16 protein-coding genes and 1 pseudogene are annotated in these 18,991 nt (G+C 69.5%); 12 read left to right on the top strand and 5 right to left on the bottom strand.

Annotation, left to right across the window (positions count from 1 at the left end; genetic code table 11):
- Positions 1-93 precede the first annotated feature (93 nt).
- Positions 94-3,588, top strand: coding sequence for a proline dehydrogenase family protein (locus VIM54_RS03500; protein WP_331899211.1), 3,495 nt, complete (start codon positions 94-96; stop codon positions 3,586-3,588).
- Between the two features lie 162 nt (positions 3,589-3,750).
- Here the strand turns inward: VIM54_RS03500 and VIM54_RS03495 are convergent, their stop codons facing one another.
- The 3 genes from VIM54_RS03495 to VIM54_RS03485 all read right to left on the bottom strand — a co-directional run bounded on the left by VIM54_RS03495 (position 3,751) and on the right by VIM54_RS03485 (position 6,664).
- Entirely contained in the window at positions 3,751-4,764 is a 1,014-nt protein-coding gene (locus VIM54_RS03495) for an isopenicillin N synthase family dioxygenase (protein WP_331899210.1), read from the bottom strand.
- A gap of 71 nt (positions 4,765-4,835) precedes the next feature.
- A complete protein-coding gene (locus VIM54_RS03490) occupies positions 4,836-5,192 on the bottom strand; it encodes a GntR family transcriptional regulator (RefSeq protein ID WP_331899209.1) in 357 nt (118 codons plus the stop codon).
- On the bottom strand, positions 5,189-6,664 hold the full coding sequence (locus VIM54_RS03485; RefSeq protein WP_331899208.1) for a helix-turn-helix domain-containing protein: 1,476 nt from the start codon (positions 6,662-6,664) through the stop codon (positions 5,189-5,191). The genes VIM54_RS03490 and VIM54_RS03485 overlap by 4 nt, the downstream gene beginning before the upstream one ends.
- Before the next feature lie 136 nt (positions 6,665-6,800).
- Between VIM54_RS03485 and aceA the strand changes: the two genes are divergently transcribed.
- Positions 6,801-8,117, top strand: coding sequence for an isocitrate lyase (aceA, locus tag VIM54_RS03480; RefSeq protein WP_331899206.1), 1,317 nt, complete (start codon positions 6,801-6,803; stop codon positions 8,115-8,117).
- Between the two features lie 142 nt (positions 8,118-8,259).
- Entirely contained in the window at positions 8,260-9,885 is a 1,626-nt protein-coding gene (gene aceB, locus VIM54_RS03475) for a malate synthase A (protein ID WP_331899204.1), read from the top strand.
- Between the two features lie 171 nt (positions 9,886-10,056).
- Here the strand turns inward: aceB and VIM54_RS03470 are convergent, their stop codons facing one another.
- Positions 10,057-10,497 carry an Lrp/AsnC family transcriptional regulator gene (locus VIM54_RS03470; RefSeq protein ID WP_331899203.1) on the bottom strand — a complete coding sequence of 147 codons (441 nt, stop codon included), beginning with the start codon at positions 10,495-10,497 and terminating at the stop codon, positions 10,057-10,059.
- Between the two features lie 134 nt (positions 10,498-10,631).
- Between VIM54_RS03470 and ddaH the strand changes: the two genes are divergently transcribed.
- From ddaH to VIM54_RS03430, 8 genes and pseudogenes are all read left to right on the top strand, one after another.
- Positions 10,632-11,510 carry a dimethylargininase gene (gene ddaH / locus VIM54_RS03465; RefSeq protein ID WP_414673159.1) on the top strand — a complete coding sequence of 293 codons (879 nt, stop codon included), beginning with the start codon at positions 10,632-10,634 and terminating at the stop codon, positions 11,508-11,510.
- Positions 11,507-12,748, top strand: coding sequence for an ornithine--oxo-acid transaminase (gene rocD, locus VIM54_RS03460; RefSeq protein ID WP_331899202.1), 1,242 nt, complete (start codon positions 11,507-11,509; stop codon positions 12,746-12,748). The genes ddaH and rocD overlap by 4 nt, the downstream gene beginning before the upstream one ends.
- A 166-nt stretch (positions 12,749-12,914) precedes the next feature.
- Positions 12,915-13,196 carry a helix-turn-helix transcriptional regulator gene (locus VIM54_RS03455; RefSeq protein ID WP_331899200.1) on the top strand — a complete coding sequence of 94 codons (282 nt, stop codon included), beginning with the start codon at positions 12,915-12,917 and terminating at the stop codon, positions 13,194-13,196.
- Positions 13,162-13,509 (top strand): annotated as a pseudogene (locus VIM54_RS03450) (carbohydrate ABC transporter permease); the annotation flags it as partial. The gene VIM54_RS03455 and the pseudogene VIM54_RS03450, both read left to right, overlap by 35 nt.
- A 22-nt stretch (positions 13,510-13,531) precedes the next feature.
- A complete protein-coding gene (locus VIM54_RS03445) occupies positions 13,532-15,508 on the top strand; it encodes a beta-galactosidase (RefSeq protein ID WP_331899198.1) in 1,977 nt (658 codons plus the stop codon).
- A 21-nt stretch (positions 15,509-15,529) separates the two neighbouring features.
- On the top strand, positions 15,530-16,714 hold the full coding sequence (locus tag VIM54_RS03440; RefSeq protein ID WP_331899196.1) for a low temperature requirement protein A: 1,185 nt from the start codon (positions 15,530-15,532) through the stop codon (positions 16,712-16,714).
- Positions 16,715-16,754: 40 nt separating this feature from the next.
- The gene (locus VIM54_RS03435) at positions 16,755-17,054 is read left to right on the top strand and encodes a hypothetical protein (RefSeq protein ID WP_331899194.1); all 300 of its coding nucleotides are present in this window, start codon (positions 16,755-16,757) and stop codon (positions 17,052-17,054) included.
- Positions 17,047-17,460, top strand: coding sequence for a type II toxin-antitoxin system VapC family toxin (locus VIM54_RS03430; protein WP_331899192.1), 414 nt, complete (start codon positions 17,047-17,049; stop codon positions 17,458-17,460). The genes VIM54_RS03435 and VIM54_RS03430 overlap by 8 nt, the downstream gene beginning before the upstream one ends.
- 22 nt (positions 17,461-17,482) lie before the next feature.
- Here VIM54_RS03430 and VIM54_RS03425 read toward each other — a convergent pair whose 3' ends face one another.
- Positions 17,483-18,037, bottom strand: a complete 555-nt coding sequence (locus tag VIM54_RS03425; protein ID WP_147784434.1) for a DJ-1/PfpI family protein — start codon at positions 18,035-18,037, stop codon at positions 17,483-17,485.
- Between the two features lie 162 nt (positions 18,038-18,199).
- Here VIM54_RS03425 and VIM54_RS03420 point away from each other — a divergent pair, with 162 nt between their 5' ends.
- Positions 18,200-18,976 carry an IclR family transcriptional regulator gene (locus VIM54_RS03420; RefSeq protein ID WP_331899189.1) on the top strand — a complete coding sequence of 259 codons (777 nt, stop codon included), beginning with the start codon at positions 18,200-18,202 and terminating at the stop codon, positions 18,974-18,976.
- Positions 18,977-18,991 lie beyond the last annotated feature (15 nt).

Below are 18,991 nucleotides of genomic sequence, written 5' to 3'. Positions count from 1 at the left end.
GAATGGCGAACTCTTGCTTGCGGGGCCGCTGCACGCACGTGCCGTGCGCCCCGCGGCGGAACGCGCCTCTCCTCGCGCAAGTAGTCTCGTAGCATGTCGACGTACGCGCCCGATTCGCCTGTGAGCCTCGACCCGTTAGCGGTGGAGGCCATCGCAACCGTCCGCCGCTGGCTCGCCGAGAGCACGGATGTCGCCCCGGACAAGTCTGCGGAGCGCCTCGCCGGGGTGCTCAAGGATCCCCGGGGACTGGACTTCACGATCGGCTTCGTCGACCGGGTCGTTCGCCCGGAGGACCTGCGCGTCGCCGGCCGCAACCTCGAGCGGCTCTCCCGCGCCGTGCCGGCGTTCCTGCCCTGGTACATGCGCTTCGCGATCCAACTCGGCGGCGGCTTCGCCCCGCTCATCCCGTGGCCGATCGTGCCGATCGCCCGCGCCGTGCTGCGCCGGATGGTGAGCCACCTCATCGTGGACGCCACGCCCAAGCGCCTCGACAAGAGCATGTCTGCGCTGCGCGGGTCCGGCATCCGGCTCAACCTCAACCTGCTCGGCGAGGCGGTGCTCGGTGACGAGGAGTCCGACCGTCGGCTGCAGGGCACGCGCGAGCTGCTCGAGCGCGACGACGTCGACTACGTCTCGATCAAGGTGTCTTCGGTGTCGAGCCAGCTCTCGATGTGGTCGTTCGACGAGACCGTCGAGCGGGTCGTGGCCCGGCTCACCCCGCTCTACGAACTCGCCGCGGTGTCCGCCACTCGCAAGTTCATCAACCTCGACATGGAGGAGTTCCGCGACCTCGACCTCACTATCGCGGTGTTCAAGCGCATCCTGCAGCAGGGCCGCCTGAAGAACCTCGAGGCCGGAATCGTGCTGCAGGCCTACCTGCCGGACGCGCTCGCGGCGATGCAGGACCTCACCGCGTGGGCCACTGCCAGGCGCGCCGCCGGGGGCGCCGGCATCAAGGTGCGCCTCGTCAAGGGTGCGAACCTCGCCATGGAGCACGTCGACTCGGTGATTCACGGCTGGCCTCTCGCCACCTACTCGACCAAGCAGGACACCGACACGAACTACAAGCGAGTGCTCGACTGGTCGCTGACCCCGGAACGCACCGACGCCGTGCGGCTGGGCATCGCCGGGCACAACCTCTTCGACGTGGCGCACGCGTGGCTCCTCGCCAAGGAGCGTCAGGTGGAGTCGCGCGTCGAGTTCGAGATGCTGCTCGGCATGGCCACCGGCCAGGCGGATGCCGTGAAGCGCGATGTGGGGGGCCTGCTGCTCTACACGCCCGTCGTGCACCCCGGCGAGTTCGACTCGGCGATTTCGTACCTCATCCGCCGCCTGGAAGAGAACGCGTCGAGCGAGAACTTCATGTCCGGCGTATTCGAGCTCGCCCAGGACGAGACGGTATTCGCCAGGGAGGCCGAGCGATTCCTCGCGTCGGTGGGCGCACTCGATCGTGCCGTTCCGCTCTCCAACCGACGACAGGACCGCACCCTGCCGGTGCCGCCGCTGCCCATCGACGGTGCGCCGCGCCAGTTCTCGAACGAACCGGACACCGACCCGGCGGTCGCCGCGAATCGCGAGTGGGGGCGCCGCATCCTCTCCCGCGTTGCTGGGTCCCGCCTCGGCATCGACGGGATCGGCGCGGCCAGGATCACGGACCCCGCCGCCCTTGAGCGCCTGATCGCCGAGGCCGTGGCCGCCGGCGCCGAGTGGGGCCAGCGCCGGGCGGACACCCGGGCGACCGTGCTGCACAGCGCGGGGGAGGCGCTCGCCGCGGCGCGGGCCGAACTCATCGAGGTCATGGCGACCGAGACGGGCAAGACCATCGCCGAGGGCGATGTCGAGGTGAGCGAGGCGGTGGACTTCGCGCACTACTACGCCGAGCGCGCCCGCGAGCTCGACCGGGTGGAGCACGCGGAGTTCGTGCCGTCGAGGCTCATCGTGGTGACGCCGCCGTGGAACTTCCCCGTGGCGATACCGGCCGGCTCCGTGCTCGCGGCGCTCGCCTCCGGGGCCGCGGTCATCATCAAGCCCGCCCCCCAGGCGCGGCGCAGCGCTGCCGTACTCGTGGAGGCCCTCTGGGCGGGAGGGGTGCCGCGCGACGTGCTCAGGCTCGTCGACATCGAGGAGGGCGAGCTCGGCAGGCAGCTCCTGTCCGACCCCGCCGTCGACCGGGTGATTCTCACCGGGGCGTGGGAGACCGCGCAGTTGTTCCGCTCCTGGCGCCCCGACCTGCCGCTCCTCGCCGAGACGAGCGGCAAGAATGCCATCATCGTCACGCCGAGCGCCGACCTCGACCTCGCGGTCGCGGACGTCGTGAAGAGCGCCTTCGGCCACGCCGGCCAGAAGTGCTCGGCGGCGAGCCTCGTCATCCTCGTGGGTTCCGTGGCCAGGTCGGAGCGATTCCGGCGCCAGCTCGTCGACTCGGTCACGACCCTCCGGGTGGGCTACCCGCAGGATCCGACCACGATCATGGGCCCGATCGTCGAGCAGGCCCACGGCAAGCTCGAACGGGCGCTCACGACCCTCGAGGAGGGCGAATCCTGGCTCGTGAAGCCGCGTTCGCTCGACGAGTCGAACCGGCTCTGGTCCCCCGGCGTGCGCGACGGTGTCGCCCCGGGCAGCGAGTTCCACCTCACCGAGTACTTCGGGCCGGTGCTCGGCATCATGCACGCCGATTCGCTCGCGGAGGCGATCGAGCTGCAGAACGCGCCGGCCTACGGCCTCACCGCGGGCATCCACTCGCTCGACTCCGACGAGATCGCGACCTGGCTCGACTCGGTCGAGGCGGGCAACCTCTACGTCAACCGCGGCATCACCGGCGCGATCGTGCGCCGGCAGCCGTTCGGCGGCTGGAAGAGGTCGACGGTCGGCGCCAGCGCGAAGGCGGGCGGGCCCAACTATCTGCTCACCCTCGGCGACTGGCAGCCGGTGTTCCCCGAGCCGGGAACGAGCGTCGTGCTCGAAGGCCTGAGCGACCGCGTGGCGGCCGTGATCGAGGCGGCCCAGCCCGGCATGGAGTTTCTCGAGTTCGACCTCGTGCGGGCCGGCGCGGTCAGCGACCAGCGGGCCTGGGCCGCCGAGTACGGCGGCTCGCGAGACGTGTCAGGGCTTGTCGTTGAGCGCAACGTCTTCCGCTATCGGCCGGTGCCGGTCACTGTCCGCCTGGCGGAGGGCGCCTCTCCGGCCCAGCTCGTGCGCGTGATCGCGGCGGCCAGCCTCGCGGGCGCTCCGCTGACGATCAGCTCGTCGGTGCCGCTCGCGGCAGGGCTCGTGCGCCTCTTCGACTCTCCGGCCTCGCCCGTCGAGGTCGTCGAGGTCGTCGTGGAGTCGGATGCGCGCTGGCACGCGCGACTGCAGTCCGGCGAGGCGGCGGTCGGCAACGGGACCCCCGGCCGCATCCGCCTGATCGGCGGGAACAGGCTCGCCCTCGCGGTCGCGCTCGGCGGGGATCCGGATGTGGCGATCTTCGCCGGACCGGTCACCGTCTCCGGCCGCCTCGAGCTGCTGCCGTTCCTGCACGAGCAGGCGGTGAGCATCACCGCGCACCGCTTCGGCAACCCGGACCCGTCGACCGTCGTCGTGATCTGAGGCGGCTGCGCACTCGCGCAGCCTCCGCGAGGCGGACCTCACGCGCCCCTCGCACACAGCCCGGCCAGGGGCCAATTCGGGCAACCGGGGCCAACACATCGGCCCCGGTTGCGCACTATGGCCCCATCAGCCGAGTGTCGCCAACGTCATCATTCAGTCCGCCTAGCGGCCGACCAGGTCCGGATGGTGGATCGCCGCGACATCCGGATGCGCACGGAGCCTGCTCTTGAGCCCGTTCTCCCCGTAGCTGGCGAAGATCGGGTTGGTCGGGTCGACGCTGATGCCCGCCGCCTCCGCCTGAAGCTCGGCGGGCAGGTCGAGCACGGGGATCGACGCGTCGAGCGCCGGGTTGAAGAAGAACGGGATCGATATGCGGTCCGAGCCGATCGGCGGCGAGATCACGCGATGCACCGTCGCCTTGAGGTAGCCGTCGGTCGCCACCTCCAGCAACTCGCCGATGTTGACAACGAACGCCCCTGGCACGGGCGGGGCGTCGATCCACTCGCCGTCCTTTTCCACCTGCAGGCCGGCCTTGCCCGGTTCGACGAAGAGGAGCGTGAGCACGCCGGAGTCCTTGTGGGCACCCACCCCCTGGCGCGGTGTGGGGCGCGACTTGCCCGGATACCTCACGATCTTGATGAGGGTCGCCGGGTCGGCCGCAAATCCCGCGTCGAACACGTGCTCGTCGGCCCCGAGGGCGACGGCCCAGGCCCGCAGAAGTCGCAGACCGATCGCGGAGAGCTCGTCGTCCCACCGCGTGATCACGGTCCTGAGCTCGGGCAGCGCGGCCGGCCATTGGTTGGGACCCTGCAGCCGCCAATAGTCGGCAATCCCGTCGCCTGACATCACCGCTGGCCGCTCCGGTCCGACGTCGATTTGCTCGCGCCAGTCGACCGTGCCCCGGGTGAGCTCGCCGCCGACCCGCGTGTAGCCGCGGAACTGGGGGCTCTTCAGGTTCTCGATCGCGAGCTTGTCGGCATCCGGCAGGTCGAAGAATGCCCGGGCGGTGCGGATGACCGACTCCTGCAGCTCCACCGGAACGCCGTGCCCCACGAGGTAGAAGAAGCCGAACTCGTGGGTGGCCTGCCGGAGCTCGGCCCGGAAGGCCACGGCCTCCGACTCCCCGGCGTCCAGTCTCGAGAGGTCCAGGATCGGGAGGGTGCGTGCGGCGCTCATCGCACCATTCTTGCCGCTGCGCTCGCCGCGGCTGCGAGTGTTACGCCCGGTTGTGCCCCGGTCCGGCGCCGCTACCCGCGAAGGGCCGCCGTGACGATCGCCAGCGCCTCCGCCTCGTCGACGCCGAGCTTGTGGATGCGGGTGGCGTAGTCGCGCGCGGCGACCTGCGCCTCCCGGTGGGCCGCGTCCCCGTGGGCGCTCACGTATGTACCGTTGCGGCCGCGGGTCTCGATGATCTGGTCCCGCTCGAGCTCGCGGTAGCAGCGCGCGACGGTGTTCGGGGCGAGCCCCAGGTCGTCGGCGAGGCGCCGCACTGTCGGCAGCTTCGTGCCGGGAGCGAGCTCGCCGGAGCCCACCTGCTCGAGCAGCTGCACGCGCAATTGCTCGAACGGGGGAACGCTCGACTTCGGGTTGATGGCGAGCGTCACTGGCCCGCCACCGGCGCGTGCGTCTCGAGAAACTGGAACACCTCGGTGCTGTCCACGCCGGGGAACGTGCCGGAGGGCATCGCGGCCAGCAGGCTCGAGTTGAGCCGCGCGCTCGGCCAGGAGAACTGCTCCCACTTGGCCGAGAGGTCCGCGGGGGCGCGGCGGCAGCATCCCTCGTCCGGGCACGTCGAGACCCGCCGGTTAACGGTGTCCCGGCCGCGGAACCACTTCGCGGTGGCGAACGGCGTGCCGACGCTCACCGAGAAGTCGCCCTGCGGGGTCGACTGGATGGCCGAGGTGCACCAGTAGGTGCCGGCCGGCTTGTCGGTGTACTGGTGGTACGGGCTGAACCGGTCCTCCACGTCGAACACCTGCCTGGCGCTCCACTGGCGGCAGACCAGTTGGCCCTCCACCGCGCCGAGCGCGTCGGTGGGGAAGGCGGCGCTGTCGTTCTCGTATGCCTTGAGAATCGTGCCGCTCTCGTGCACCTTGAGAAAGTGCACCGGGATGCCCAGGTGCTCGGTCGCGAGGTTGGTGAACCGGTGCGCCGCGGTCTCGTAGCTCACCGCGAAGGCGTCGCGCAGATCCTCCACCGACAGCTGCTTGAGCTCCTTCGCCTCCCGCAGGAAGGTCACGGCGCCCGCCTCGGGAATCAGCAGCGCAGCGGCGAGGTAGTTGGTCTCCACGCGCTGGGCGAGAAACTCGCCGTAGTCCTTCGGCTCCGGGTTGCCGAGCACGAAGCTCGCGAGCGCCTGGAGCAGCGCCGACCGGGGGTCGCGCGAGACCGTGGCGCCGAGCGGGAGGTAGATGCGACCGTTCTTGAGGTCGGTGACGGATCGGGTGGTCTGCGGCAGGTCCTTCACGTAATGCAGGGAGAAGCCGAGGTGCGCGGCGAGGTCGGATGCCACCCGCTGGGACAGCGGACCGCCCGCGTGACCGACCGCTGCCAGCAGCGTCTTCGCGTGCGCCTCGAGCTCGGGGAAGTAGTTGTTCTTGGCGCGCATCACCGTGCGCAGCCGCGTGTTCGCCCGCCGGGCCTCCTCGGGCGTCGCCGCGCGCTCGCGGTGCAGGCGCTCGAGCTCCCGCTGCAGGCCGAGGATCGTCTCGAGCGCCTCGTCGCTGATCGACTTGCCCACCCGAAACTGGGGAAGGCCGAGCGAACGGAACAGCGGACCGCGCTGCGCCCGCTCGAGGGCGATCTCCTGCGCGGCCCGGCCGGTGGGCGCCTCCGTGGAGAGCAGCTCGTCCAGGGGCACCTCGAGGGCCCGCGCCACCGACTGCAGCACGCCGAGCTTCGCTTCGCGCTTGCCGTTCTCGAGCATCGAGACCTGCGACGGGGCTCGGCCGACCGCCGAGGCGAGGTCGTCGAGGGTCATTCCCCGCTCGGTGCGGAGGTGGCGGATGCGGCGGCCGAGAGTGAGGGTGTCGAGCATCTCTTCATCGTCCGCTCCGCGGAGCTCCGTCGTCGTCATCCCTCCATGGTGGCATGCGGGCTTCTTCCGCGAAACAGAAGAATCGAGAATCTTCTGCGAACTTTCTCGGTGAAGACCCCGCCCGTGGACGCAATAGTCGAAGAGAAGCAACCATTTACACGACCGGGAGCACGCAATGACCTACTCAGCCCGTCGCCCAGGCGACCAGACCCAGACCGCGGCCGAACTCGAGACCGAGTGGCAGCTCGACCCCCGCTGGGACGGCGTCCGCCGTGAATACACCGCCCAGGACGTGATCGACCTGCGCGGTCCGGTGCGCGAGGAGCACACCATCGCCCGGCGCGGAGCGGAGAAGCTGTGGGAGCTCATCCAGTCGAACGGCTCCGAGGACAGCCCGGAGTGGGTCGCGGCGCTCGGTGCCCTCACCGGAAACCAGGCCGTGCAGCAGGTGCGCGCGGGCCTCAAGGCCATCTACCTCTCCGGCTGGCAGGTGGCGGCCGATGCCAACCTCTCCGGCCAGACCTACCCCGACCAGAGCCTCTACCCGGCCAACTCGGTTCCCGCCGTGGTGCGGCGCATCAACAACGCGCTGCTGCGGGCCGGTCAGATCGAGTTCAGCGAGCGCGGCGAGGCTGCCGACTGGATGGCGCCCATCGTCGCGGATGCCGAGGCCGGCTTCGGCGGACCGCTCAACGCATACGAGCTCATGCACTCGATGATCGAGGCCGGCGCGGCCGGCGTGCACTGGGAGGACCAGCTCGCGTCGGAGAAGAAGTGCGGGCACATGGGAGGCAAGGTGCTCGTGCCGACCAGCCAGCACATCCGCACCCTCAGCGCCGCCCGCCTCGCCGCCGACGTCGCCGGCGTGCCGACCATCATCATCGGCCGCACGGATTCGCTCGCCGCGAACCTCATCACGAGCGACGTCGACGAGCGCGACCGGCCGTTCCTCGACGGCACGCGCACACCGGAGGGGTTCTACGGAACGAAGCCGGGCATCGATACGGTGCTCGCCCGCGGCATGGCATACGCGCCGTACGCCGACCTGCTCTGGGTGGAGAGCTCGGAGCCCGACCTCGAGCTGGCCAGAACGTTCGCGGAGCACATCCACTCCGTGTACCCGGACAAGAAGCTGGCCTACAACTGCTCGCCGTCGTTCAACTGGAAGTCGCACCTCGACGACGAGACGATCGCGCGGTTCCAGCGGGAGCTCGCGTCCATGGGCTACACGTTCCAGTTCATCACCCTCGCGGGCTTTCATGCCCTCAACCACTCCATGTTCACGCTCGCGAAGGACTACGCCGAGCGGCACATGAGCGCCTACGTCGAACTGCAGGAGGCCGAATTCGCCTCGGAGGCAGACGGCTACACGGCAACGCGCCACCAGCGCGAGGTGGGCACCGGTTACTTCGACCGCGTGGCCACCGCCCTCAACCCCACGAGCGCCACCCTCGCGCTCGCCGGCTCCACCGAGACGGCCCAGTTCCACTAATCCTGCCCTCGCTGCTTCCTTCCGAAATCCATGCGTTCCTCGCCGACCGCCGCGTGTCGTTGTACAACACGCCGGGTGGCATCCAGAAATGCATGGATTTCGGAAGGCGCGGCTTCCACATCCTCACGAAAGAGAGACGACCATGACTTCACGAATCGAGATCGCCGGCCCGCTGCGCGATCGCTACGACGAGATCCTCACGCCGGGGGCGCTGCGCTTCCTCGCCGAGCTGCACGACCGCTTCGCCGGCCGCCGGCACGACCGGCTCGCCGCCCGCATGCAGGTGCGCTACGACCTGGGCAACGGCCGCAACCTGCGGTTCCTGCCTGAGACGGCCGCCATCCGGGCGGATGACTCGTGGCGCGTCGCCGGCGCCGGCCCCGGACTCGAGGACCGCCGGGTGGAGATCACCGGGCCGACGGACCGCAAGATGGCCATCAACGCCCTCAACTCCGGAGCGAACGTCTGGCTCGCCGACCAGGAGGATGCCACGAGCCCCACCTGGGGCAACGTGATCGAGGGCCAGCTCTCGCTCTTCGACGCGTTCCGCGGACGGCTCGAGTTCACGAGCGACGACGGCAAGCAGTACCGGGTCACCGGGGAGCAACCGACCGTGGTCATGCGTCCGCGCGGCTGGCACCTCGTGGAGAAGCACCTCACCTACGTCGACCGCACCGGGCGCCGCACCGCGGCATCCGGATCGCTCGTCGACTTCGGTCTCTACTTCTTCCACAACGCGAAGCGACTGATCGAGCTCGGCCGCGGCCCGTACTTCTACCTGGCCAAGCTCGAGTCTCACGTCGAGGCACGGCTCTGGGACGACGTGTTCAGCTTCTCGGAGACGGCGCTCGATATCGACCACGGCACCATTCGCGCGACCGTGCTGATCGAGACGATCCCCGCCGCGTTCGAGATGGACGAGATCCTGTGGGAGCTGCGCGACCACTGCGCCGGCCTCAACGCCGGCCGCTGGGACTACATCTTCAGCATCATCAAGAACTACCGCGGCCGCGGCCAGTGGTTCGTGCTACCCGACCGCACCCAGATCACCATGACGGTGCCGTTCATGCGGGCGTACACCGAGCTGCTCGTGCAGACCGCCCACAAGCGCGGCGCTCACGCGATCGGCGGTATGTCGGCGTTCATCCCCAACCGCCGCGATCCGATTGTCACGGAGCAGGCGCTCGAGAAGGTGGCCGCGGACAAGAAGCGTGAGGCCGGCGACGGGTTCGACGGCACGTGGGTGGCGCATCCGGACCTCATCCCCACCGCGCGCGCCGAGTTCGACGCTGTGCTCGGCTCTCGGCCAAACCAGCTCGACCGCCTTCGTCCCGAGGTGTCGGTGACCGCGGAACAGCTGCTCGACATCCGTTCGGCCGGGGGCACGGTGACGGATGCCGGGGTGCGCGACAACGTGTCGATCGCCATCCGATACATCGAGTCCTGGCTGCGCGGGGTGGGCGCGGCGGCGATCGACAACCTCATGGAAGATGCGGCCACGGCCGAGATCAGCCGCTCGCAGATCTGGCAGTGGATCCACCAGGACACCGTCACCGAGGAGGGCACGGCCATCACCCGGCCGCTCATCGAGGGCTACATCGCCGAGCTGGGGCTCACCGGCGGTCGTTTCGCCGACGCGATCGAGGTGTTCCGCGAGGTGGCGTTGCAGGAGGAGTTTCCGACCTTCCTCACGGTGGCCGCCTACCCGCGGTACCTGGTGGAGGACACGGAGGGCGCGCCGCGCGAGAGGGTGGGCGTCGCGGCCTGAGCCGGTTGCGTCCCGAGCCGGTTGCGTCCCGAGGCGCCGCGTCATCCGCACCTGTGCCCGTTCGTCGCGGCTGTGCCCGCTCGACGCACCTGTGCCCGCTCGACGCGACTGTGCCCGCTCGACACGGCACGGGAGTGTCGGCCGGGCACGGTTGCGTGCGCGAGGGTGCCGCTACGACTCGCGCGACCGGTGGATGAGCTTCGAGAGCACGATCGCGCTGCGGGTGTGGTCCACGTTGGGGGCGACGCGCACGCGTTCGAGCGCGAGCTCGAGCGACGGGATGTCGCGCGACCGCATGTGCACGATCGCATCCGCGCTTCCGGTGACGGTGCCGGCGTCCACCACCTCCGGCACACCGGAGAGGATGCGTCGCAGCTCCTCCGGCGCAACGGTGCCGCGGCAGAACAGCTCGACGTACGCCTCGGTGCCGAGCCCGTCGACGGCGGGGTCGACCTGGATGGTGAAGCCGCGGATCACCTTGTCTGCGACGAGCCGGTCGACGCGCCGCTTCACTGCGGACGCCGAAAGTCCGATCACCTCGCCGATATCACCGTATCCGGCACGTGCATTCTGGCGAAGAAGGTCGATAATGCCGTAGTCCAGACTGTCCATGGCCCTACCTTACGGTTTATATTTGTGCTTTAGGGTGCAATTTCAGCGATTTTGTGCGCCTTATGCGCTGAATGTTCTGATGTGTGCGTGTGACACTGGAACGACCCCACACCCCGATCTCCGAAGGAGCCCTCGTGTCGGCCACCACCCCCGTAACGGATGCTGCACCCAGCATCGAAAAAGCCCCTCAGCGCGTCGCCACCAAGCGCACCGTGCTGATGTGCCGACCCGACTTCTTCACCGTCGTGTACCGCATCAACCCGTGGATGGATCCGCGGCTCCCCACCGATACGGCGCTCGCCGTTCGCCAGTGGGAGGTGCTGTACAACACGTACCTCGAACTCGGCTTCGACGTGGAGCTCATCGACCCGATCGACGGCCTGCCCGACATGGTCTACGCGGCCAACGGCGGTTTCGTGCTCGACAACATCGCCTACGGCGCGAGCTTCACATACAAGGAGCGCCAGCCCGAAGGCCCGGCCTACATGGACTGGTTCCGCGCCAACGGCTTCGACGTGCGTGAGCCGCAGAACGTGAACGAGGGCGAGGGCGACTTCCTGCTCGTCGGCGACGCCATCCTGGCCGGAACCGGGTTCCGCAGCGCATCCAACAGCCACCAGGAGATCGGCGAGATCTACGGCCGCGAGGTCGTGACGCTCGAGCTCGTCAACCCGAGCTTCTACCACCTGGACACGGCGATCGCCGTGCTCGACCCCGCGCCGGCCCCCGGCGAGTCGCCGAACATCGCCTACCTGCCGTCGGCCTTCAACGAGCACGGACTGGCCGCACTCCGGGAGCGCTACCCCGACGCCATTCTCGTCAACGAGGAGGACGCGGCGGTTCTCGGCCTCAACTCCTTCAGCGACGGCTACAACGTCGTGATCGCCGCCCGCGCGAAGGACTTCGAGCGCCAGCTGCGCGAGCGCGGCTACAACCCCATCGGCGTTGACCTCTCCGAGCTGCTGCTCGGCGGCGGCGGCGTCAAGTGCTGCACCCTCGAGCTGCGACGATGAGCGTCATCTCGGGGCTGTCGACCTCGGCCTCCGCGCAGCTCATCGAGCTCGAGGACGCCCACATCGCCCACACCTATCACCCCCTTCCCGTGGTGGTGGCGACCGCGGACGGCGCGTGGGTCACGGATGTCGAGGGCCGCAAGTACCTCGACTGCCTCGCGGCGTACTCCGCCGTGAACTTCGGGCACGGGCATCCGGCGCTCATCGCCGCGGCGAAGGCGCAGCTCGGCCGCGTCACGCTCACGAGCCGCGCGTTCCACAACGACCAGCTCGGCCCGTTCGTCGCCGCGCTCGCCAAGCTCGCCGGCAAGGACATGGTCATCCCGATGAACACGGGAACCGAGGCGGTGGAGTCCGGCATCAAGGTCGCCCGCGCCTGGGGCTACCGCGTGAAGGGCGTCCAGCCGGAGAACGCCAACATCGTCGTCGCCGAGGGCAACTTCCACGGCCGCACGATCACGGTCGTGGGCTTCTCGAGCGACCCGGTGGCCCGCCACGGCTTCGGACCGTTCACCCCGGGCTTCCGTTCGGTGCCCTACGGGGATGCGGCGGCTCTCGAGGAGGCCATCGACGACAACACGGTCGCCGTACTCATCGAGCCTATCCAGGGCGAGGCGGGCATCCTCGTTCCGCCGGCCGACTACCTCCCGGCGGTGCGCGAGATCACCGCGCGGCGCAACATTCTCTTCATCGCGGACGAGATCCAGTCCGGTCTCGGACGCACCGGGGCCACGTTCCAGTGCGACAACGTCGGGGTCGTTCCGGATCTCTACCTGCTCGGCAAGGCGCTCGGCGGGGGAATCGTCCCGGTCTCCGCGGTGGTCGGAAACTCCGACATCATCGGCGTTCTCGGCTCCGGAGAGCACGGCTCAACGTTCGGCGGCAACCCGCTCGCAGCGGCCGTCGGGCGCGCGGTGGTCGGCCTGCTCGAGACGGGGGAGTTCCAGGAACGCTCGCGCACCCTGGGTCTGCGCCTGCACGCCTCCCTCGATCGCCTCGTCGGAAATGGCGTGCTCGCCGTGCGCGGCGTCGGGCTCTGGGCGGGGATCGACATCGACCCCGAGCTCGCCACCGGCCGCGAGGTCTGCGAGCTTCTCGTGGCGCGCGGGGTCCTCGCGAAGGACACCCACGGGTCCACCATCCGTCTCGCGCCGCCCATCGTGGTGGAGGCCGCCGACCTGGACTGGGCAGTCGAACAGCTCGAGGCCGTGCTGCAGGAGCTGGCCGCCGCGAGGTGACCGCGGGCTGCCTCGCGCGAGCGGGCCGACGGCGATGAGGCGCTCGGATGATCGCGGCTCGTTGCCTGCGCTGAGCGGATGACTCGGTATTTCGTGCGGGCCGTTCGGGGTGAGCGGTAATCTCGGAATTGTCCGATGTCGGGACTGAGGATCGGCGGGAGGCGCGGTGACTGGCGAAGTGGCGCACGAGCCCCGCACAGAGCGCAAGGCGCCCACGTTATACGACGTGGCCGCGGTCGCCGGGGTGTCGCATCAGACGGTGTCCCGTTTGGTGAAGGGCCAGACCAACATTCGTCCGGAGATTCGCGAGCGGGTCGAGGCGGCAATCGCGGCCCTGAACTACCGGCCGAACCGCGTCGCGCGCTCCCTCGCGACGAGCCGCTCGCATCGCATCGGCGCGCTCTTCTTCGACCCTCATCGAGGCGGCGCGCGTCGACGGTGCAGGTGAGTTCCGGATCTTCTGGCAGGTGAGCCTGCGGCTGCTTGGGCCGGGGATCGTCACGGTGTTCCTGTTCGCTCTCGTTGCGACGTGGAACAACTACTTCCTCCCACTGATCATGTTGAACAGCCAGGAGCTGTATCCGCTCACGGTCGGACTCGCCCAGCAGCAGTCGGCGAGTGCGGCGGGAGGCGGATCCCAGGCCTTGTTCTCCACCGTCATCACCGGATCGCTGGTCTCGGTGATCCCGCTGGTCGTGGCGTTCCTCTACCTTCAGCGATACTGGCAGACCGGCCTGGCGACGGGTGGCGTCAAGGGCTGACGCCCGCGCGCACCGAAACCCAGTGACACACGACAAACCCACGACGGAAGAGAAGAACGTGATCTGGTACGGCGGAGACTACAACCCCGAGCAGTGGCCCGAAGAGGTGTGGGACGAGGATGTGCGCCTCATGCAGGAGGGCGGCATCAGCCTGGTGAGCGTCGGCATCTTCTCCTGGGCGAAGCTCGAACCGCGGGAGGGAGAGTTCGACTTCGGCTGGCTGGACCGCATCCTCGACAAGCTGCACGCTGCGGGCATCCGGGTAGACCTCGCCACGGCGACGGCGTCTCCGCCGCCGTGGTTGAGCCACCGCTACCCCGAGGTGCTTCCGGTGACCGAGTCCGGGGTGCGCCTGGCCACGGGAAGCCGACAGCAGTACTGTCCGAGCTCGCCCGTCTATCGCCGGCTGGCCGCGCGACTCACGCAGGCCATCGTTGACCGCTACGCCGGGCATCCGGCGCTCGAACTGTGGCACATCAACAACGAGTACGGCTGCCACGTGAGCCACTGCTACTGCCAGGCATCCGCCGCGGCGTTCCGGGACTGGCTGGCGACGAAATACTCCACGGTCGAGGGGCTCAACGCCGCCTGGGGCACGGCCTTCTGGTCACAGCAGTACGGCGACTTCGCCGAGGTGTACCCGCCGAGTGCGGCCCCGACCTTCCGCAACCCCACCCAGCTACTCGACTTCGACCGGTTCAGTTCCGACCAGTTGCTCGAGTGCTACCGGGCCGAGGCGCGCATCATCCGGGCGTCGTCGCCGGTGCCGATCACCACCAATTTCATGGGCTTCTTCAAGCCGGTGGACTACTGGAAATGGGCGGGCGAGGTGGATGTTGTCTCCGACGACTCCTACCCGGACCCGGCCGACCCGGACTCGCCGGCCTACGCGGCGATGACAAGGGACCTCATGCGGTCGCTTCGCGGCGGTGCGCCGTGGATCCTGATGGAACAATCGCCGAGCGCCGTCAACTGGCGGCGCCGCAACGCCCCGAAGCTCCCCGGCCAGCAGCGCGCCTGGTCGTACCAGGCCGTCGCCCGCGGCGCCGACGGCGTGCTGTTCTTCCAGTGGCGCCAGTCGGTGGCGGGGGCGGAAAAGTTCCACTCCGGAATGGTGCCGCACGGCGGCACCGACACGCGCGTCTGGCGTGAGATCGCGGGGCTCGGCGCCGAGTTGAAGGAGCTGTCGTTCGAGGGCGATCCGGTCGGTTCCCGGGTGGCCATCGTCTTCGAGTGGGACAGCTGGTGGAGCATTGAGCAGGAGGCGGTGCCTGCCGAGCTCTCCTACCTGCACGGGGTCTTCGCCTGGTACCGGCAGTTGTTCGCCCACAACGTCGCCGTTGACTTCGTGCGCGCGGACTCCGACCTGTCCGGTTATTCTGCGGTGATCGTGCCGAGCCTGTTCGCGGTCTCCACCGCTTCGCTCGCCAACCTCGACGCGTTCGCGCGCGCCGGCGGTCAGCTCCTGGTCACCTTCCAGAGCGGAATCACCGACGAGAATGCCCGCATCATCGACGGCGGATACCTCGGCGTGCTCCAGTCGACCCTGGGGATCCGGGTCGAGGAGTTCTCACCGCTCGCCGCGCCGGACCTTGCGGTGACCGGGAACGGCGAAGTGCCACCGATCAGGATCGCCGGCGAGCTGACCGGCGCAGCGCACGGCTACCTGTGGAGCGAGTTCCTGCACACCGAGGGCGCGGATGTGCTGGCCGCTTTCGCCGGCGGCGCGCTCGACGGCTGGCCGGCCATCACTCGCAACACCCTGGAAGCCGGCGCCGGCTGGTACGTCGCGACGCAGCCGGAGCCCTCTGCCATCTCCGCGATTCTCGCGCGATTGCTCGCCGACGCCGGGGTCGACGGGGCGCTGGGCAATCCACTGCCCGGAGTCGAGGCCGTGCGTCGGGGAGACTCGCTCGTCCTGATCAACCACGGGGCGGAGCCGGTGGAGGTGCGGGGGGTCGCCATTGCGCCCCAGGGGGTGGCGATCCTTCCCGCCTAGCAGGGTGCTTATGCTGGGCGGATGACGTCGCCCAGCATCCGCGGCCGCATGGTCGCGCGCAACCCCAGCGAGCCGCACCGCGCCTCCAGCCCGCTCGAGCTGCTCTTCGACCTCACGTTCGTGGTGGCGATCTCCCAGGTCGCCGCCCCGCTCGCCGCGCGGATCGCCAATGGGCACGGTCCGGACGGGATCGTGCCGTACCTCATGGTGTTCTTCGCCATCTGGTGGGCGTGGATGAACTTCACCTGGTTCGCCTCCGCGTACGACATCGACGACGTGCCGTACCGCCTGCTCACGATGCTGCAGATGGCCGGAGTGCTCGTGCTCGCGGCCGGCGTGCCGGCGGCCTTCGAGGGTCAGGACTACGTCGTCGCTACCATCGGCTACCTCATCATGCGGGTGGGGCTCGTGAGCCAGTGGCTGCGTGCCGGAGTCGAGCATCCGGAGGGCAGGGTCACGGCCTTCCGGTACGCGGGCGGGGTGACGGCGGTGCAGATCGGCTGGGTGGCACGGCTGGCCCTGCCTCCGGAGTTCGGCGTCGCCTCGTTCCTGGTGCTCGCGATCCTCGACCTGTCGGTGCCGCTGTGGGCGGAACGGACGGGGAGCACGTCCTGGCATCCGCACCACATCGCCGAGCGCTATGGCCTGTTCACGATCATCCTGCTCGGCGAGTCGGTGTCCGCGGCGACGATCGCGGTGAAGGGGAGCCTCTCGGCGACCGGCGTGAGCGCCGCGCTCGTCGAGGTGGCCGCGGCCGGTCTCGTGCTGCTCTTCGCCCTCTGGTGGCTGTACTACCTCGAGCCGGCGGGCAGCGGTCTGGCCGCCCGCCGCAACCGCTCGTTCCTCTGGGGGTACGGGCATTACGTCATTTTCGCCTCCCTCGCCGCGGTCGGGGCGGCACTGGAGGTGGCGGTGGAGCACGGGGCGGGCGAATCGCACATCTCGGATGCCGGGGCGGCGCTGGCTCTCGCCGTTCCGGTCGCGCTGTTCCTGGCCTCCCTCTCCGCCCTGCACGCGCCCCTCGTGAGCAGGCTCGCCATCCGTCCAGCGGCCGTCGCGATCGCCGCCGCGCTGATTCTGGCCGTGCCGATCGCGGCCCCCGTGATCGGCGTGCCGTCCTCCGTGCTCGCGATCGCACTGGTCGCCGCGGCGCTCGCGGCGGTGACCATCGCGGACCCCCGACGGCGCGTGGGAACGACTTTCTGAGCATGGTACCGAATTGGTACCATTCCGGTACCATGGGTGAATGGCAACGAATCTGCGGCTGAGGGCCGACGCCGAGGCGGCCGTGAGGGCCGAGGCCGAGAGGTCCAACCGGTCGCAGCAAGACGTGATCCGGGCGGCGATCGCCAGCTACCTGCACCTGGACGGGGCCGAGCCGCCGGCCCCCGCAGAGCCGCCGACCAGCACCGCGCCGACCGAGGGGCCGGCAGCGCCCGACCGCCTGCTCCCGCCGCGGTCCCGCTTCGCGCGCGCCGGCCAGCGACTGCTGCTGCCGACGTCGATGCGCTCGAGCGACCTGTTGGGGCGCACCGACCGTGGCTAGGTTCTACGTCGATAGCAGTGCGCTGATCAAGCGGGCCGTCGAGGAGGTCGAATCGGATGCCCTCGAGGAGGAGCTCTCCTTCGGGGTGGAGCGCGGCCATGTGCTCATCGCCTCGTCCCTCGCCTGGGTGGAGGTGACGCGGGCGCTGAGGTCGCGGCTCGGTTTCGAGAACCCGGACGACATCCGCCTGCTCGCCGACGTCGCGCTGTCCGGGATCTCCGAGGGGGTGATGGATGGCGCGGTGGTCGCTCTCGCCCGCAGGCTCTCGCCCGTCAAGCTGAGGAGCGTCGACGCCATCCACCTCGCTACGGCGGTGCTGCTCGACGCGGACGTCGTGATCGCCTACGACCAGCGGCTCATCGAGGGCGCGCGCGAACTCGGTTTGCGCACGCGCAGCCCGCGCTGAGGCCCCGCCCTATTCGCCCGCCCTATTCGATCGTCGCGAGCAGCTTCATGAACTCCCGCATCCACTCCGGGTGGTCCGGCCAGGCCCGCCCGGAGACGAGGTTGCCGTCGACCACCCCCGCTCCGCCCTCGAAGATGCCGCCGCCCAGCTCCACGTCCGGTTGGAGCGCGGGGTAGGCGGAAGTCGTGCGGCCGTGCAGCACTCCGGCGGCCGCGAGCAGGAGCGGCCCGTGGCAGAGGGCGGCTACCGGCGCATTCTTCTCGAAGAAGTAGCGCACGATGCGCTTGGCGTCCTCGTCGTTTCGGATGTACTCCGGCGCCCGCCCGCCGGGCACCACGACAGCGACGTAGTCGGACGGGTCGACGTCCTTGAAGGCGATGTCGGCATCCCACATGTGGCCGAGCTTCTCGGTGTAGGTGTCGAAGCCATCGACGAAGTCGTGCACCACGAACTGCAGCTTCTTCTTCGTCGGGGCCGCGATGTGCACCTCGTAGCCGGCCTCGCGGAGGCGCTGGTACGGATAGAAGACCTCGAGGGTCTCGGCGGCGTCCCCGGTCAGGATGATGATCTTGGCCATGTCATACCTCTCTGTATGCGAAATCGGGCTCGGTACACGCGCCAGATGAACCAAGCGTCGGCCCCGACGCGCGGGGAGGCAACGCGGTTTCGCACCATCTGCGAAACGGGGGCCGATGGGCCTCGATCGCGGGGCGGCGCACGGCCTGGATAGACTCGCCCCATGTCTGCAGCGACGCAGTTCTCCGACCGGTCCGGCATCCAGTCCGCCGAGCGCGTGCTCGCCATCCTCGGCGAGATCGGCGCCGCGCCGTCCGGGGCAACCGCTCACGAGCTGGCCGGCCGTCTCGGCCTCACCCTCTCGACCACCTATCGCCTGCTCAAGACGCTCGAGCGGCAGGACTTCGTCAGCCGCCAGGCCGTCGACCACCGCTACATCCTCGGCCGCACGGTCGACACGCTCGGGCGGGCGCTGCGCTACCAGCTCGTGGCCACCGAGCAGGTGAGGGCCACCCTCCGGTCGGTGCACGACGCCGTGCACGCTCCGGCCTATCTCACGGTGTTCCGCGGTGAGGACATCGCCGTGGCGCACATCGAGGACTCGCCGGAGCATCCCAGGATCGGGCAGCTGCACGTGGGGTTCGCCGAGGCGTCGCACGCGACCGCGTTCGGCAAGCTCATGCTCGCGGCGATGGATGACGCGTCCCTCTCGCGCTTCCTCGAGCGCCACAACCCCCGAGCACTGACGACCCACAGCGTGACGGACGCGGCGAAGCTGCGCGAGCAGCTCGACGAGGTTCGCGCCCAGCAGATCGCGGTGGAGGTGGAGGAGTACACGCCGCTGCTCGCGTGCATCGCGGCCCCCGTACGGGCCCGTGGCGGCAAGGTTATCGGGGCCGTGTCGGTCTCCGTCTCGGCGGCCGATTTCTCCCGCCGGTCCGGCGACCTCGAGAAGGCGGTGCGGCGGGGAGCCTGGCACGTCTCGGCCCAGGTCGAGTGATCGCACCGCTGGTGG

Source organism: Lacisediminihabitans sp. (assembly GCF_036569425.1).
Classification (GTDB): Bacteria; Actinomycetota; Actinomycetes; order Actinomycetales; family Microbacteriaceae; genus Lacisediminihabitans.
This window is presented reverse-complemented; position numbering and strand designations above follow the sequence as displayed.

Coding starts and splice junctions, on each gene's coding strand:
- VIM54_RS03500 (WP_331899211.1), top strand. CDS start 94: ATGTCGACGTACGCGCCCGATTCGCCTGTGAGCCTCGACCCGTTAGCG.
- VIM54_RS03495 (WP_331899210.1), bottom strand. CDS start 4,764: ATGAGCGCCGCACGCACCCTCCCGATCCTGGACCTCTCGAGACTGGAC.
- VIM54_RS03485 (WP_331899208.1), bottom strand. CDS start 6,664: ATGACGACGACGGAGCTCCGCGGAGCGGACGATGAAGAGATGCTCGAC.
- aceA (WP_331899206.1), top strand. CDS start 6,801: ATGACCTACTCAGCCCGTCGCCCAGGCGACCAGACCCAGACCGCGGCC.
- aceB (WP_331899204.1), top strand. CDS start 8,260: ATGACTTCACGAATCGAGATCGCCGGCCCGCTGCGCGATCGCTACGAC.
- VIM54_RS03470 (WP_331899203.1), bottom strand. CDS start 10,497: ATGGACAGTCTGGACTACGGCATTATCGACCTTCTTCGCCAGAATGCA.
- rocD (WP_331899202.1), top strand. CDS start 11,507: ATGAGCGTCATCTCGGGGCTGTCGACCTCGGCCTCCGCGCAGCTCATC.
- VIM54_RS03440 (WP_331899196.1), top strand. CDS start 15,530: ATGACGTCGCCCAGCATCCGCGGCCGCATGGTCGCGCGCAACCCCAGC.
- VIM54_RS03435 (WP_331899194.1), top strand. CDS start 16,755: ATGGCAACGAATCTGCGGCTGAGGGCCGACGCCGAGGCGGCCGTGAGG.
- VIM54_RS03425 (WP_147784434.1), bottom strand. CDS start 18,037: ATGGCCAAGATCATCATCCTGACCGGGGACGCCGCCGAGACCCTCGAG.
- VIM54_RS03420 (WP_331899189.1), top strand. CDS start 18,200: ATGTCTGCAGCGACGCAGTTCTCCGACCGGTCCGGCATCCAGTCCGCC.